A 13,875-nucleotide genomic window follows, 5' to 3' on the forward strand; every position below is an offset into this window, starting at 1 on the left:
GCCATGAGAACACAACAGGACATCCGCGCCGACATCCTGTCGGTGCTCACCTCGATAGCTCCGGAGGTGGAACCCGACGACCTCGACGACCACACCCTGCTGCGCGACCAGGTCGATCTCGACTCGATGGACTGGCTGAACTTCCTCGTCGGCATCCACAAACGGCTTCAGGTCGAGATACCCGAAGCCGACTATCAGAAGCTGCGCACGCTGGCCGATGTGGTGGGGTACGTCGAGAGCCACACCGGCCGGGTCGTCGGCTAAGCGTCACGGTGGTGGGCGGTGTGCGCCGCCTCCCTGGCTGCGCGCGCACGCCGTCGGATGTCGGCAGCCTCCTGCCGGATCCTGCGTGCCTCCTCGACGGTGGCGTTGGAGCGCAGCACGGCCGCGCGCTGGCGTTCCCGGCGGCGATAGGCGCGCTGTTTGCACCCGGCGCTGCAGTACAGGGCGTCGGCGCGACCGTAGAAGGCGAGCCCGCATTCCCAGCACTGCAACCGCACCGCGGCCATGGCCCGATGTTACCGCTACCCGTAACGATCAAGCCTCTGATCTGCGCTTTTTCTCAGAAATTCACAGCGGCCAAGCATGTACGGCGGCGGCGCGGACTGGGACAATCGGAGGCATCTGCACAGGGGATGAATGTGAGTGACCGACACTCCGTCGCGTTCGGACGGTGGTGCCCAGAAGACCTGCGGCGGATCCACGAGCAACTCGACGAACTGGCCGCTGATCGTGACCAGCTGGGGGAACTTCTGCAGGTCGCGATCGAGATCAACTCCGGTCTGGAACTCGACGCCACGCTGCACCGCATCGTGCGCGCCGCCAAGACGATGACCGCAGCGCGTTACGGCGCCATCGGGGTGTGGGGTGAGGACGGCGCGCTGGCCTCATTCATCTACGACGGGATGGACGAGAAAACCGCGGCCGCCATCGGGGGCCTGCCGGTGGGCAAGGGACTGTTGGGTTTCCTGCGGGACGGCACCGCTCCGGTGCGCCTGTCGGACCTCGCCGAGCATCCCGCTTCGGCAGGCCTTCCCGACGGGCACCCACCGCTGCGCGCCTTCCTCGGAATGCCGATCCAGGTTCGCGGGAAGCCGTTCGGAAGCCTCTATTTGGCCGACGACCGGGGCGATTTCGCCTTCGCCGAAGCCGACGAGACGTCGGCCAGAGCCCTGGCGTCCGTCGCGGCCGTCGCCATCGACAACGCGCGATTGTTCGGTCAGGCGCGCGCTGCGGCGCGTTGGACGGACGCCAGCCGCGAGATCACCGCCGCGGTGCTGTGCGACGACGATCCGTATCTGCGGCCGTTGCAGCTGATCGTCCGGCGCGTCTGCGAGCTCACCGACGCCGAACAGGGGATCGTGCTCGTTCCCGCGGATCCCGAGCAACCGCAGTCTGAGGTGGACACTCTCGTGGTATCCGCCGCCTATGGTTGCCACGTCGATGATGTTCTCGATCAACGGGTTCCGATCGAAGGCTCGACCACCGGCGCGGTGTTCCGGTCGGGGGAACCGGTGATCACCGAGGCGTTCCGCCGTCCGATCCGGGCCTTCACCGACGTCGGGGAGCGGCCGGCGATCGTGGTGCCGCTACGCTCGGAACAGCAGTGTCTGGGGGTTCTGGCGGTGGCCCGCAACGACTTCGGGCCCCGCTTCGACACGGCCTATCTCGACCTGGTACGCGACTTCGCCGACCATGCGGCGATCGCGCTCACCATGGCCAGGGCCCGCTGTTCGGCGACCGAGCTCGCGATGCTCACCGACCGGGAGCGCATCGCCCATGATCTGCACGACCAGGTCATCCAGCGCGTCTTTGCCGTGGGCATGGACCTGCAGGGGCTCAGCGCCCGCGTGCGGCCCCCGGAGGCCTCGGAGCGGCTGTCGTCGTGCATCGACGAACTACAGGCGGTGATCAGCGAGATCCGGTCGACGATCTTCAATCTGCAGAAGCCGGTGCACGGCGCTTTCGCCAAGCGGATCAGGCATGCCTTCCACCGCTTGACCGAAGATCGCGACGTGGCGGCGACGCTGTCACTGTCCGGCCCGATGGGAGCGGTGGACCCGCCGCTCGCCGACGATGCCGAAGCCGTTGTGCTGGAAGGACTCAGCAACGCGGTTCGGCATTTGGGCGCGTCGGCGATCAGCGTGGAGATCACTGTCGGCGACGACCTGATCATCGGGATCTGCGACAACGGCCGAGGTCTGGCGCCCGGTGATCAGCGCCGCAGCGGGTTGGCCAACCTGGCCGCCAGCGCCCGAGCGGCGGGCGGTGACTTCGCCGTCGACCTCCCCCCTTCGGGCGGTACCCGGCTGACCTGGAGCGCACCGCTGTCCAGCGCCTGATTCGGGCATTTCGGCCCTACCTGATCGGAACCACCGTGGATAGCGTCGTGGTCACCGGCCGGCACCGAGGAGAGGAGCGCACTGTGACCACAGCAATCCCAGAGCCAAAGAAGTGGACCGTCGGAGTGTCGGTCGACGAGCAGGACGGGGAAACCCGCGCCACCGCGCGGCTGGTGTGGGACGAGAGGGAGGTGACGGGAGTGGGCCTGGCCCGCCGCAATCCGAACGACCGCGACGTGCCGGTCATCGGAGACGAACTCGCGGTGGCACGGGCACTCTCGGATCTGGCGCAGCGGCTGTTGGCGCTGACGGCCAGGGACATCGAGGACGTCACGCACGAACACGTGGTCTCGCTGCATTGAGGACGGGACCAGTAAAGGCGACCACCCAGGGAAGGAGTGCCATGGACTGGCCGACCGCCGCCAAATCCGGTGACACGGACGGGTACGGCATCGTCGTCGGAGTCGACGGCTCGCCGGATTCCGCGGCGGCCGTGCAGTGGGCCGCGCAGGAAGCGCTGTTGTCCGGGATCCCGCTGACTCTGCTCTGCGTCGTGGCGCCGACGGTCGTCAGCTGGCCGATGGCGCCGCTGCAGGAGACCGTCGCCGAATGTCAGCGGCAGAACGCTGAAGATGCGCTCGTCCACGCCCGTGAGGCAGTGCGCTCGATCGCTGTCGAAGCCGGCCGGGAGATCGCGGTGACCACCGAGGTGCAGTATTCGCCTCCGGTGCCCGCCCTCGTCGATGCGTCGAAGAAGGCGCACATGGTCGTGGTGGGCAGTCGGGGGATCGGAAGACTGGCCAAGCTCGTATTGGGTTCTGTCAGCGGCGGATTGGTTCACCACGCGCACGGGCCGGTGACCGTCGTGCACACCCGCGACGGACGGCTTCCGGACCCGGCGGCACCGGTGGTGCTGGGCATCGACGGGTCACCGGTCTCCGAGCAGGCCACCGCGGTCGCCTTCGACGAAGCCGCGGCCCGCAAGGTCGACCTGGTGGCGGTCCACGTATGGAAGGACATCGCCGGCCCACCGCTGCACGGTCAGGTCTGGGACAACCAGAGCCGTCAAGCCGAAGAGGTTCTCGCCGAGCGTCTCGCCGGTTGGCAGGAGCGCTACCCCGACGTGCGGGTGCATCGTCGGGTGGAGTTCGACGACCCGGCCCGCCGCCTGATCGACGCCTCGCGCACAGCCCAGTTGCTCGTCGTCGGCAGTCACGGCCGCGGCGGATTCGCCGGGATGTTGCTCGGCTCAGTGGGTTCCGCGGTCGTCCAGTCGGTCGACGTCCCCGTGACGGTGGTGCGCCCGAGATGACCGGGCCCGCGCCGGGGTGTCGACCGTGGTACCGGACATTCCCGGCGATCGCCGGATTCGCGGTCCTCGCCGCGGTGGTCATGGCCTCCGGCGTCATCGCGGTCGTGCTGTTCGGCCGGGTGGAGTCGCGAAGGATCTTCGGGCAGTCCGAGAGCGTCGGGCTTGTCGCTCACCTGCCTGCCCCCGATGCGGACCTCACCGCCGAACTCGACGCCGCCGCAACGGATGCGCACGACGCCGCGCACATGTGCCTGGCCGTGCTCAAGCAGACCCTCAACAACTACGATGCCGAGTTCAGCACGCACATCGACCAGGCCGACCGGCATCTGAAGGCGGCGGTGGCCATCGTCAACCGCAGCCTGACTCAGCCGTCGCGCTCGTCACCCCGCGGCTGACCGGCGGGCCGGTCAAGTTCATCTTCGGAATCAGATGACACAGCAGGAACTTGCAGTGATCGCGGCCGGCTCAGGGTCGGGGTGCCATGGCGTTTTATAAAGTCGTCGCGACCGATATCGACGGCACGCTGACATCGGCCGGTGAACTGTCCTCCGATGCGCTGCGTGCCATCCGGCGGGCCCGGGACCGCGGACTGTCGATCGTGTTCGTCACCGGACGCATCGGAGCCGACCTCTACGCCGAGTTCCCCGGCATCGCCGAGCATGCCGACGCGCTGGTGCTGGAGAACGGCGCCATGGCGGTGATCGACGGTCGCGAGGTCGCGCTGTCGGCGCCGGTGGAGTCTGCCCTGGACACGGAGTTGACGCGGCGGTGCATCCCTTTTCGGCGGGGTGCGGCGTTGATCGCCGGCGACGGCAAGCACGCCGCCGAGGTCGTCGAGGCGATCGGGATGCTCGGTCTGGACTGCCAGATCGTCCGCAACCGTGAAGCGTTGATGGTGTTGCCCGCGGGGGTGACCAAAGGCAGCGGGTTGCACAACCTGCTCACCCGGATGAACCGCTCGCTGCGCAACACGATTGCGATCGGTGACGCCGAGAACGACCTGTCGATGATGGCGGCCGCCGAGATGGGAGTGGCGGTGGTCAACGCCGTCGCATCGGTCAAGGCGCACGCCGACGTCGTCATCGACGGTCGGGACGGAAAAGGGGTCGCCCGGCTGCTGGACGGGCCGATCGTCAGCGGGGCCCGGCGATGGTGCCCGATGCGGCGGTGGATCGACATCGGCGTGTTCGAGGATCAGACACCGGCGCGGTTGCCGGGCAGCCAGGGCCGCATCGTGGTCACCGGCCCTCCGGGCTCAGGCAAGAGCCACCTGATCGGGCTGATGGCCGAGCAGTGGATCCTCGCCGGCTACGGCGTGCTCGTGGTCGATCCCGAAGGCGACCACACCGAACTCAGGGATCTCGACAGCGTCGTCCTCGTCGACAGCCGACGGCACCTGCTCGAACCTCCCGATCTGGTCGAGATGCTGCACCCCCGAACCAGTCTCGTGGTGGACCTGTCGGCTCTGAATGCCGCCGCCAAGAGCGGGTACATCCACCGTCTCCGGGCCGTCGTCGAGGCGCACCGCGAACAGTACGGCTTCCCGCACTGGGTCATCTGGGACGAGGCCCACCTGCTGGGCCCCCAGCAGGAAGTCCGCTGGGTGCGCCGCGGCGGCTACGTGTTGTCGTCCTTCGCGCCGGCGACGCTGCCCGCCGACGAGGTCGACGCCAGCGACGTCGTCGTGGAGACCCTCAGTCCGGAAGGCGCTGAAGCGGCACCGTGGCCGGTCGCACGCGCGGTCATCAGGCACGGCGGCGGCCGGCCGCGCTGCTTCACCGTCGCGGGCCGCCGCACGAGCCACATCCGTCATCGGCACAAGTACGCCGACGTCGCCCTTCCTCAGGAGCGCCGGTTCTACTTTCAACCCACCGACGGGCAGGCACCGGCACCGGCGGCGACGATGCGGGAGTTCGGCGAGGCCATGATCCGGCTGGCGCCTGAGACGTTGCGCTTCCACCTCGAGCGCGGCGACTTCTCCCGCTGGTTGCGGCACACCATCGCCGACGCCGAGCTGGCGGCCGAGGTGGCGTCGTGGGAGGACGAACTGGCCGCGCATCACGCTGCCGAAGCCGAGCGGATCCGCACCCGGATCTCGCACGCGGTGCAGAAGCGCTACCTCGAAGCTCCCGGCTGAGGATTCTGCTCGTCGTCGTTCCCCGAGTCGCCGGCGGTGAGCAGGTCGTGCAGCGTGTTCGAGGTACTGTGCGCGGCGGCCGAGAACGGCTCGAGGACGATGTCCACCTCGGCGGCGCGAAGTCGTTCGGCGTCATGGCGCGTGTGTGCGGTCAACGCCACGGCTCCGGTGAAGTGGTGTTGCCGAAGGCCGTGCAGCAGAGCGAGATTCGTTTGCAGGCTCGGTATCGCGCTGATGACGTATCTGGCCCGGTCCAGCGGCAGCGCCTCGAGGAGGTCGAGGTCCTCCGCACTGCCGAAAGCGGTCGACACCCCGCGGCGGCGGTGCGTGCTGACGCCGTGCGGGTCGAAGTCGACACCGAGGACCCGGTGGCCGGCGCCGGTCAGACGCTCGGCGAGATGACTGCCGAAGCGACCCAGTCCGAACAGGATGACGTCGAAGTCACCGTCGGCGCCGGCGGCCACGTGCTCGCGCTGACGTTGTCTCTCGAAGTGGGACAACCACCGCTTCGACCGTTCGTAGATGCTGTCCGAATACGTCGTCATGTAGGCCGACACGGCGATGGTGAGGAGACCGACGACCGTGATCAGGCTGACCGTGGCGTTGTCGATGTGCCCGAGCGTCAGCCCCAAAGCGGCCAGGATCAACGAGAATTCAGAGACCTGGGCGAGCGGCAGACCGACCAGGAATCCGACACGCGCGGGATACCGCATCACCGACATGATCGCGATGACGATCACCGGCTTGGCCACCAACACGAACAGAGAGAGCAACACCGCCTCGGTGATCTGGCCCTCGGCTTCGCGCAAGTCCAGGCCGGCGCCCAGGTTCAGGAAGAAGAAGAACAGCAGGAAGTCCCGCAGGCTGACCAGGCGGGCACCGAGTGCGTCACGGAACTGGGTGCCTGCCAACGACACTCCGGCCAGGAACGCCCCGACCTCGGAGCTGAACCCCAGCCACTCACTGAACGAGGCGATCGACATCGCATAGGCGACGCCGAACAGCACCAGGAGCTCCTGCGACCGCGCGATCTGCGGCATGACCCAGGGCAGGACGAACCGCATCAGCACCCAGACGGCGGCGAGCAGACCGACGCCCTTGAGCGCCACCGCCGCGATACCCGCGGCGACGCCGCCGTCACCGCCTGTGCCGTACGCCGTGAGGGCGATCATCACCACCACGACGACGATGTCCTGGACGATGAGTATGCCGAGTGCGATCCGGCCGTGCAGCGTGTCGAGCTCGCGCTTGTCCGACAACAATTTCACGATGATGATCGTGGACGAGAATGTGAGCGCGACGCCGACATAGACCGCGGTGACGGTGTCCATCCCGAGACCGAGGGAGATCAGGAATCCGAGCGCGAAGGTGACGAATACCTGGCCGAGTCCAGCGACCACCGCGACAGGACCGGTGTTGCGGATCATGTGCAGATCCAGCCGGAGCCCGACCAGGAACAGCAGGATCGCCAGCCCCATCTGGCCAGGGTGCTGTCGACGGTCACCCAGCCCGCGCCGACCGGGCCGGCCGCGACACCGACCAGGATGAAGGCCACGATCAGCGGCTGCCGCAGCCTGGTGGCGATCAATCCTGCGACGGTGGCGAGCGCCAGGACGACGGCGATGGTGGCGAAAGGGTGAAGGTGCATCACGAACTGGTCTCGGCCAGGGGGGTCACCACCGCGGCGTTCACCGGGGCCGCACCACCATCACGGGGATCCTGGCTGCCTGCACCGCGACCGCGCTGACCGACCCGAGCAGTGAGCCCGTCACCGCGCCGTATCCATGGCTGCCGACGACGAGGAGCTGGGCCGAGTCGGACCGCTCGACGAGGCGGCGGGCCGGTTCGTCGGGCACAACCACGAGTTCGACCGTCACCTCGGGGTAGCGCCGCTGCCAGTCGGCGAGCTGACGGGACGCCTCCGCTTCGACCTCGGGACGTAGCTCGTTCCAGTCGAAGCCCGGCATCTCGAAGGCTCCCGGCGACCACCACGCATGCAGCACGACGAGCCCCACCTTCCGCCGGGATGCCTCCTGGAAAGCGATGTCGACGGCGGGTTCGGCTGCCGGCGAGCCGTCGAAGCCCAACAGCACCGGCGCCCCCTCGCCGGCGGCCGGCGCTTCGTCGCGCACCACCACGACCGGGCCGTGGGCGCGGTGAACCAGGCCCATGCTGGTGCTGCCGAGCACTTTCCGGGCCAGCCCGCCCCGGCCCCGGGAGCCGACCACCACCATGCCCGCGGTGCGGGACTGCTCCACCAGAGCCGCGGTCGGTGTCGCCACGGCGAACTCGGCGGTGACCGGCACCGTTCCCGCGGAGAGCTTCTCGGCGATCTGCCGGGCGTCGGTGAGGATGTCCTGGCCGATCTCCCGCTGCCAGTCCAGGAAACCGGTCGGCACCGGCGCCACCGGCCATGCCCCGATCGGCAGCGTGGTCGCGTACAGGATCACAAGCGGGACCTCGCGCAGCGCGGCCTCCTTGGCGGCCCATTCGAGGGCCGGCTGCGACGAGGGTGAATCATCGACTCCGACAACTACCTTGCCGATCTCAACCGCAGCGGACATCGTGTCTCCTGTTCTCGTGTCGGCGGCGTGGATCCGATGCCGCGCCGCACCCCCACGTTATGGGCCGCGCGGGCCCGCTTCTAGAGACCTTCGGCCTCGGCCGCCCGTCATTGCGGGCGCTCAGGTGAGCAGCACGCTGACGGCGCCGAAATAGAGCAGGATCGACAGCAGGTCCTGGGCCACCGTGGCCAGCGGTCCGGCTCCGAACGCGGGATCCCGGCCGAGTCGGTGCAACAGCCACGGCAGGCACAGCGCCACCACGGTGGACACCGTGCCGGCGCCGACGACCGTCAACGAGACAGCCAGTGCCAGCGCAGGATTGGCCGTCATCACTGCCACCACCGGCCACATCACGGTGCCCAGCAGGACACCCACCGCCAGGCCGGTGAGCGCTTCCCGGGCCGCGATCCGGCGGATGCCGACACCCACACTCAAACCGCGGATCGCCAGCGTCTCGGTCTGGGTGCCGACCGCGTCGGCCAGATACACGATGCCCGGAACGAAGTACGCGATAGCCAGGTCGGCGTTGAGATGTTCGTCGAACGCGCTCATCAGGATCGCCGAAGCCATCGCGCCGATCAGTCCGACCACCAGCCACGGGACCCTGTGCCACAACCGTTTTCGCACCGACTCTATGCTCGTCGAGCGCGCCGATTCCACGCTGCGCAGGAAGCCGCCGAGCCTGGCGAGGTCCTCGTCGTGTTCCTGCAGCAGGACCGCGAGAAACCGGTGCGGCGTGATCAGCCCGAGGAAGCGGGCGCCGCCGTCGACGACGGCGAGGTATGGCTCCGCTCGGTGCACGGCCTGCCACGCCGCATGCTCCTGATCGGTCTCCGGAGCAACGGTCGGCGGCGCCGCGTCCATCACATCACGCAGACGTTGCCCGGCCGAGGCGGCCAGCACCGCCTCCAGAGTCGCGATCCCGATCAGCCGCCCGTCGGCGTCGAGCACCGCGATGGCGGCGGCACTGTCGAATCGCATCCCCCGCATGGCGGTCAGCGCTTCGCCGGCCGTGGTGTCCGGCGCGAAGGTCGGGACCTCGCGGGTGGCGAGGTGCAGCGCCCGGTCGGCCGGGCCGAGCAGATCGATCTGAGCAGGGATGACGGCCTTCGTCGGTGTCACGCGTGGACCTGGCTCGGTCGTCGCGAAGCGGCCGACAGCGCGGCCACCGCCGCGCCGATGCCCGAAGCGAGTTCATCCACGTCCGGGAAGGTGTCGAAGTCGGTGGTGATCCCGAAGACCAGCTCGTCCCCGTAGCTCAGGATCGCCACCGCCGTCCGCAGCCGCAGCGCCATCGGTGGCACGGGAAGCATGCGCACCACGTCACGGCCCATCACCTGCAACCGGTGTTGCGGCCCCGGCACATTGGTCGCCAGCGTGACCACACCGCGTTGCGGTAACGACGTCAGCACCCGGATCGCGCGGGTGGCCAGCGCGAACGGCACGAGCTTGATCGCGGCCACCGCCGCGCTGCCGGCCTGGCGCTGACCGCCGGCCTTGACCCGGGCGAGCCGACGGTGCACGGTCCGCAGTTGCCGCACGCGGTCCGGCTCGTCCACGGGCAGGTACGGAAGCATCATCGACACCCGGTTGTCGAGCCGGCCTGCCGCATGACCGGAGCGCACCGACACCGGAACCAGGGTGCGCAACGAATCCGGGCGCGGCTGCTCGCCGCGCCGCAGCAGGGCGGACCGGAAACTGTCGGTGATCGCGGCCAGTGCGACGTCGTTGATCGTCACGTCGAAGGCCTGACACACAGAGGCCACCTGAGCCAGAGGCACTTGCACCGCGCTGTACCGGCGCAACGTGGTGACCGGGCCGTTGAGCGAGGATGCCGAATCCCGGAGCAGGCCGCCGACGATCCCGACGGCTCCCCGCGCGGTCACCGCGGCGGTGGCGGCCACTGCCGAGACGGCGTCCCACCCGGCACGCGCCCACCGCACCGGGTTCAGCGTCGGGGTCGGCAGCGCCGGGCCGCGATCAGCGGCCTCGTGCGCGGCGCGGATCGCTCCGGCGTAGGTTTCCCCTTCGCCACCGTCGCTGAGGCCGGCGATCAGGTGCATGGCGGCGATGCCGTCCGCCAGGCAGTGGTGGACCTTCATCAGGATGGCCCACCGGGCGTCGGCCAGACCTTCGATGATCCAGGCCTGCCACAGCGGACGCTCCCGGTCCAGGCGCGGCTCCATCGCCTCCGCGGTGAACCGGAACAGTGCCGCGTCGTCGCCGGGGTGTGGGAGAGCGGCGTGGCGGATGTGGTGCTCGAGATCGAGCGCGGGATCGTTCACCCATTCCGGTGCCGACAGGTCGAACCGCTGCCGGCGCACCACCTGCCGCAGCCGGGGCACCATCAGGATCCGCTCGCTGATGGCCGCGACGATCTCGTGGAAATCAGGCACCGGACCCTCGAGGACGGACGCGGCCCCCACCGCGAGGCTGACGTGCCGATCGGCGTCCTCGGCGTCGAGGAAGCCGGCATCGAAGGCGGTCAACCGGTCCACAAAACAACTATCGGCCGGAACGGAACGCCGGTGGCAGAGTCCGAGGTCCCTGCCGGTCGGGGACCTGCGGCCCTAGTCACCGCCCGGGACAGCGCCGAAGATCCACACCGAGGGCGGCGGAAAGGTTCTCTGATGGTCCGGGTCTTCTTGGTCGACGACCACGAGGTGGTCAGGCGGGGCCTGATCGATCTGCTCAGCGCCGACCCGGCGTTGGAGGTGGTCGGCGAGGCGGGCTCCGTCTCCGAGGCGCTGGCCCGGATACCCGCCGTCTCACCGGACGTGGCGGTGCTCGACGTCCGGCTACCAGACGGCAACGGCATCGAACTGTGCCGGGAGCTGCTGTCACGGATGCCGGGGCTACGCTGCCTGATGCTGACGTCGTTCACCTCCGACGAAGCGATGCTCGACGCGATCCTGGCCGGGGCCAGCGGATACGTGGTCAAGGACATCAAGGGCATGGATCTGGCGACAGCGATCCGGGAAGTGGGTGCGGGCCGGTCGCTGCTCGACAATCGCGCGGCCGCGGCGCTGATGTCGAAGCTGCGCAGCGCGGCCGAGCACGCGGACCCGTTGTCGGGGCTGAGCTCGCAGGAGAGGGTGCTGCTGAACCTGCTGGGGGAGGGGCTGACCAACAAGCAGATCGCGGACCGGATGTTCCTGGCGGAGAAGACGGTGAAGAACTACGTGTCGCGGCTTCTCACCAAACTGGGCATGGAGCGCCGCACCCAGGCCGCGGCGTTCGTATCCCGCCTCGACCGCGCCGAGCGGGGTTTCTAGCCCGGCGCCGCGGCCCCGGTCGCCGACCGGCGGCGCAGATTTTGGGCGAGCGCTCTTGGCGAGTACCATGGATCAACGGTGCGGCTTCCGCGCCGACTTTTTGCGTGCCCCATCGGGAACCTTCGCCTTCGAGCGGGAATTCCCCGGATCCGGCCCACGTTGTCAAGTCGGACCGAAGGCTGCGCCGAAGAGGCCAGCAAAGCCGGTACGAAACGAAAGCAAGGATCGTTACAAAGTATGGCCAAAAAAGACGGTGCCATAGAGGTTGAGGGTCGTGTCGTCGAACCCCTGCCCAATGCGATGTTCCGCATTGAGCTGGAGAACGGACACAAGGTCCTCGCCCACATCAGCGGAAAGATGCGGCAGCACTACATCCGTATCCTCCCCGAGGACCGTGTGGTGGTGGAGTTGTCTCCCTACGACCTGTCCCGTGGCCGCATCGTGTACCGCTACAAGTAAGCCCCGAAGACCACCGAAGAACCACGAGAAGAAGGATCGACACAGCCGTGAAGGTGAACCCGAGCGTCAAGCCGATCTGCGACAAGTGCAGGGTGATCCGCCGGCATGGGCGGGTCATGGTGATCTGCTCCGATCCCCGTCACAAGCAGCGGCAAGGCTAGTCACGCAGCCGAGCAGTAGCAGTACCCACAACTGAATGATGACCTCCCAGCACCACTGAGCGGCATACGGTCGCTCGATATCGATGAGCGCTTGCGCGAAGAGCATCGATAACGTCCGGAACGGAGGCCGGACCCCGGGTCAACCCGGGAACGGACTGGGATCAGACCTCCGCAGAACTCGAGGAATGGCACATATGGCCCGTCTTATGGGCGTCGACCTCCCGCGCGACAAGCGCATGGAGATCGCTTTGACATATATCTACGGCATCGGCCGCACGCGGTCCCAGGAGATCCTGGAAGCCACCGGCATCAGCCGGGACATGCGCACCAAGGACCTGACCGACGATCAGGTGACGCAGCTGCGCGACTACATCGAGGGCAACCTCAAGGTGGAGGGCGATCTGCGCCGCGAGGTGCAGGCCGACATCCGCCGCAAGATCGAGATCGGCTGCTACCAGGGCCTGCGGCACCGCCGTGGCCTGCCGGTGCGCGGCCAGCGCACCAAGACCAACGCGCGTACCCGCAAGGGCCCCAAGCGCACCATCGCCGGCAAGAAGAAGGCCAGGTAACCCCGGATGGCACAGGCAAAGAAGGGCGCCCCCAAGAAGGGGCAGAAGACCCGTCGCAGGGAAAAGAAGAACGTCCCGCACGGCGCAGCCCACATCAAGAGCACGTTCAACAACACCATCGTGTCCATCACCGACCCCCAGGGCAACGTCATCGCCTGGGCGTCCTCGGGGCACGTCGGCTTCAAGGGGTCGCGTAAGTCCACCCCGTTCGCCGCGCAGCTGGCCGCCGAGAACGCGGCCCGCAAGGCGCAGGAGCACGGCGTCAAGAAGGTCGACGTCTTCGTCAAGGGCCCGGGCTCGGGCCGTGAGACCGCCATCCGCTCGCTGCAGGCGGCCGGCCTCGAGGTCGGTGCGATCTCCGATGTCACCCCGCAGCCGCACAACGGTTGCCGTCCGCCCAAGCGGCGCCGGGTCTAGGAAAGGGAGTTAGAGACTCATGGCTCGTTACACCGGACCCGTCACCCGCAAGTCGCGCCGCCTCGGCGTCGACCTGGTCGGCGGAGATCAGTCCTTCGAGAAGCGCCCCTACCCGCCCGGCCAGCACGGCCGCGCGCGGATCAAGGAGAGCGAGTACCGCACCCAGCTGCAGGAGAAGCAGAAGGCCCGCTTCACCTACGGCGTCATGGAGAAGCAGTTCCGTCGCTACTACGAGGAGGCCAACCGCCTCCCCGGCAAGACCGGTGACAACCTGCTCCGCATCCTGGAGAGCCGTCTGGACAACGTCGTGTACCGCGCCGGCCTGGCCCGCACCCGCCGCATGGCGCGTCAGCTGGTCAGCCACGGTCACTTCACCGTCAACGGCGTGAAGGTCGACGTGCCCAGCTACCGGGTGTCGCAGTACGACATCATCGACGTCAAGGACAAGTCGCTGAACACGCTGCCGTTCGAGGTGGCGCGGCAGACCGCCGGCGAGCGTCCGATCCCGGGCTGGCTGCAGGTCGTCGGCGAGCGTCAGCGCATCCTCGTGCACCAGCTGCCCGAGCGCGCGCAGATCGACGTGCCGCTCACCGAGCAGCTAATCGTCGAGCTGTACTCGAAGTAGTCACCCTGACCCCG

The 13,875-nt window shown here is 68.3% G+C and carries 18 protein-coding genes; 12 read left to right on the plus strand and 6 right to left on the minus strand.

What is annotated here, in order from left to right:
• The first annotated feature begins 3 nt into the window (after positions 1-3).
• Positions 4-264, plus strand: a complete 261-nt coding sequence (locus KXD97_RS13795; protein ID WP_260757397.1) for an acyl carrier protein — start codon at positions 4-6, stop codon at positions 262-264.
• Here the strand turns inward: KXD97_RS13795 and KXD97_RS13800 are convergent.
• Positions 261-509 (minus strand): hypothetical protein, encoded by a 249-nt coding sequence (locus KXD97_RS13800; RefSeq protein ID WP_260757399.1) that lies wholly within the window; start codon positions 507-509, stop codon positions 261-263. The genes KXD97_RS13795 and KXD97_RS13800 overlap by 4 nt on opposite strands.
• A 126-nt stretch (positions 510-635) precedes the next feature.
• Between KXD97_RS13800 and KXD97_RS13805 the strand changes: the two genes are divergently transcribed.
• From KXD97_RS13805 to KXD97_RS13825, 5 genes are all read left to right on the plus strand, one after another.
• Positions 636-2,342: a GAF domain-containing protein gene (locus KXD97_RS13805; protein WP_396885195.1), complete on the plus strand. Its 1,707-nt coding sequence runs from the start codon at positions 636-638 to the stop codon at positions 2,340-2,342.
• 83 nt (positions 2,343-2,425) lie between these two features.
• The gene (locus KXD97_RS13810; protein ID WP_260757401.1) at positions 2,426-2,704 is read left to right on the plus strand and encodes a DUF1876 domain-containing protein; all 279 of its coding nucleotides are present in this window, start codon (positions 2,426-2,428) and stop codon (positions 2,702-2,704) included.
• Between the two features lie 41 nt (positions 2,705-2,745).
• Entirely contained in the window at positions 2,746-3,654 is a 909-nt protein-coding gene (locus KXD97_RS13815) for a universal stress protein (protein WP_260757402.1), read from the plus strand.
• Positions 3,651-4,049: a hypothetical protein gene (locus tag KXD97_RS13820; protein ID WP_260757403.1), complete on the plus strand. Its 399-nt coding sequence runs from the start codon at positions 3,651-3,653 to the stop codon at positions 4,047-4,049. The genes KXD97_RS13815 and KXD97_RS13820 overlap by 4 nt, the downstream gene beginning before the upstream one ends.
• Before the next feature lie 86 nt (positions 4,050-4,135).
• Entirely contained in the window at positions 4,136-5,791 is a 1,656-nt protein-coding gene (locus KXD97_RS13825; RefSeq protein ID WP_260757406.1) for an HAD hydrolase family protein, read from the plus strand.
• Here KXD97_RS13825 and KXD97_RS13830 read toward each other — a convergent pair.
• The 5 genes from KXD97_RS13830 to KXD97_RS13850 form a co-directional block, all read right to left on the minus strand.
• Entirely contained in the window at positions 5,770-7,269 is a 1,500-nt protein-coding gene (locus KXD97_RS13830) for a cation:proton antiporter family protein (protein WP_260757410.1), read from the minus strand. The two genes, KXD97_RS13825 and KXD97_RS13830, sit on opposite strands and share 22 nt — an antisense overlap.
• A complete protein-coding gene (locus KXD97_RS13835; protein WP_260757412.1) occupies positions 7,215-7,439 on the minus strand; it encodes a cation:proton antiporter in 225 nt (74 codons plus the stop codon). Before KXD97_RS13835 ends, KXD97_RS13830 begins: the two co-directional genes overlap by 55 nt.
• Before the next feature lie 40 nt (positions 7,440-7,479).
• On the minus strand, positions 7,480-8,355 hold the full coding sequence (locus tag KXD97_RS13840) for a universal stress protein (protein ID WP_260757414.1): 876 nt from the start codon (positions 8,353-8,355) through the stop codon (positions 7,480-7,482).
• A 120-nt stretch (positions 8,356-8,475) separates the two neighbouring features.
• A complete protein-coding gene (locus tag KXD97_RS13845) occupies positions 8,476-9,477 on the minus strand; it encodes a magnesium transporter (protein ID WP_260757415.1) in 1,002 nt (333 codons plus the stop codon).
• A complete protein-coding gene (locus KXD97_RS13850; protein WP_260757416.1) occupies positions 9,474-10,853 on the minus strand; it encodes a wax ester/triacylglycerol synthase family O-acyltransferase in 1,380 nt (459 codons plus the stop codon). Before KXD97_RS13850 ends, KXD97_RS13845 begins: the two co-directional genes overlap by 4 nt.
• A gap of 132 nt (positions 10,854-10,985) precedes the next feature.
• Here KXD97_RS13850 and dosR point away from each other — a divergent pair, with 132 nt between their 5' ends.
• The 6 genes from dosR to rpsD all read left to right on the plus strand — a co-directional run bounded on the left by dosR (position 10,986) and on the right by rpsD (position 13,861).
• Positions 10,986-11,630: a hypoxia response regulator transcription factor DosR/DevR gene (gene dosR / locus KXD97_RS13855; protein ID WP_260757417.1), complete on the plus strand. Its 645-nt coding sequence runs from the start codon at positions 10,986-10,988 to the stop codon at positions 11,628-11,630.
• A gap of 237 nt (positions 11,631-11,867) precedes the next feature.
• A complete protein-coding gene (gene infA, locus KXD97_RS13860; protein WP_003418601.1) occupies positions 11,868-12,089 on the plus strand; it encodes a translation initiation factor IF-1 in 222 nt (73 codons plus the stop codon).
• A gap of 47 nt (positions 12,090-12,136) precedes the next feature.
• Complete coding sequence (gene rpmJ, locus KXD97_RS13865; RefSeq protein WP_003879483.1) at positions 12,137-12,250, plus strand: 50S ribosomal protein L36; 114 nt, start codon at positions 12,137-12,139, stop codon at positions 12,248-12,250.
• 194 nt (positions 12,251-12,444) lie between these two features.
• Positions 12,445-12,819 carry a 30S ribosomal protein S13 gene (rpsM, locus tag KXD97_RS13870; protein WP_003929501.1) on the plus strand — a complete coding sequence of 125 codons (375 nt, stop codon included), beginning with the start codon at positions 12,445-12,447 and terminating at the stop codon, positions 12,817-12,819.
• Between the two features lie 6 nt (positions 12,820-12,825).
• A complete protein-coding gene (gene rpsK, locus KXD97_RS13875; protein WP_260757419.1) occupies positions 12,826-13,236 on the plus strand; it encodes a 30S ribosomal protein S11 in 411 nt (136 codons plus the stop codon).
• Positions 13,237-13,255: 19 nt separating this feature from the next.
• Positions 13,256-13,861, plus strand: a complete 606-nt coding sequence (gene rpsD / locus KXD97_RS13880; protein ID WP_067963613.1) for a 30S ribosomal protein S4 — start codon at positions 13,256-13,258, stop codon at positions 13,859-13,861.
• Positions 13,862-13,875: the final 14 nt, after the last annotated feature.

This window comes from Mycobacterium sp. SMC-8 (assembly GCF_025263565.1).
In the GTDB taxonomy this organism is placed as follows: Bacteria; Actinomycetota; Actinomycetes; order Mycobacteriales; family Mycobacteriaceae; genus Mycobacterium.

Bases quoted from the DNA above. Each gene is read 5' to 3' on its own strand.
- rpsK (WP_260757419.1), top strand. From the start codon at position 12,826: ATGGCACAGGCAAAGAAGGGCGCCCCCAAGAAGGGGCAGAAGACCCGT.
- KXD97_RS13825 (WP_260757406.1), top strand. From the start codon at position 4,136: ATGGCGTTTTATAAAGTCGTCGCGACCGATATCGACGGCACGCTGACA.
- rpsM (WP_003929501.1), top strand. From the start codon at position 12,445: ATGGCCCGTCTTATGGGCGTCGACCTCCCGCGCGACAAGCGCATGGAG.
- KXD97_RS13835 (WP_260757412.1), bottom strand. From the start codon at position 7,439: ATGCACCTTCACCCTTTCGCCACCATCGCCGTCGTCCTGGCGCTCGCC.
- KXD97_RS13830 (WP_260757410.1), bottom strand. From the start codon at position 7,269: ATGGGGCTGGCGATCCTGCTGTTCCTGGTCGGGCTCCGGCTGGATCTG.
- KXD97_RS13840 (WP_260757414.1), bottom strand. From the start codon at position 8,355: ATGTCCGCTGCGGTTGAGATCGGCAAGGTAGTTGTCGGAGTCGATGAT.
- KXD97_RS13815 (WP_260757402.1), top strand. From the start codon at position 2,746: ATGGACTGGCCGACCGCCGCCAAATCCGGTGACACGGACGGGTACGGC.
- dosR (WP_260757417.1), top strand. From the start codon at position 10,986: ATGGTCCGGGTCTTCTTGGTCGACGACCACGAGGTGGTCAGGCGGGGC.
- infA (WP_003418601.1), top strand. From the start codon at position 11,868: ATGGCCAAAAAAGACGGTGCCATAGAGGTTGAGGGTCGTGTCGTCGAA.
- KXD97_RS13820 (WP_260757403.1), top strand. From the start codon at position 3,651: ATGACCGGGCCCGCGCCGGGGTGTCGACCGTGGTACCGGACATTCCCG.
- KXD97_RS13795 (WP_260757397.1), top strand. From the start codon at position 4: ATGAGAACACAACAGGACATCCGCGCCGACATCCTGTCGGTGCTCACC.
- rpsD (WP_067963613.1), top strand. From the start codon at position 13,256: ATGGCTCGTTACACCGGACCCGTCACCCGCAAGTCGCGCCGCCTCGGC.
- KXD97_RS13805 (WP_396885195.1), top strand. From the start codon at position 636: ATGAATGTGAGTGACCGACACTCCGTCGCGTTCGGACGGTGGTGCCCA.
- KXD97_RS13800 (WP_260757399.1), bottom strand. From the start codon at position 509: ATGGCCGCGGTGCGGTTGCAGTGCTGGGAATGCGGGCTCGCCTTCTAC.